This window comes from Bacillus sp. SIMBA_074 (genome assembly GCF_046534555.1).
Taxonomy (GTDB): domain Bacteria; phylum Bacillota; class Bacilli; order Bacillales; family Bacillaceae_G; genus Bacillus_A; species Bacillus_A mycoides.
In genome coordinates this window covers 1-274 of sequence record NZ_JAWRYM010000469.1, presented here as the reverse complement: position 1 = coordinate 274, position 274 = coordinate 1, and the positions used below count along the sequence as shown (strand labels likewise).

General features: G+C 43.4%; 1 protein-coding gene. It reads left to right on the top strand.

What is annotated here, in order from left to right:
* On the top strand, window positions 1-274 hold a 274-nt coding region (locus tag SB773_RS31625), incomplete at both ends, for an HPP family protein (RefSeq protein WP_410594274.1).

Here is a 274-nt window from a genome sequence, read left to right as displayed (position 1 = left end):
AGGGAAAAGGAAGAAGCCCTTTACAGATAAATGTAAAGGACGCAATAACCGGACTGATTGGGGGATTTTTAACGATATTCGCTTTAATTCTTTTAACAAAAATAACATCAGCAGTGTGGTTAATGGCTCCTTTTGGTGCCAGCTGTGTACTGGCGTTCGGTCTGTGGAACGTGCCGTTATCACAGCCACGGAATATTATTGGCGGCCATTTTGTTTCAACATTCGTAGGTTTAGCTTCTTATCATTTTTTTGGCGACGAGCCTTGGGCGATCGG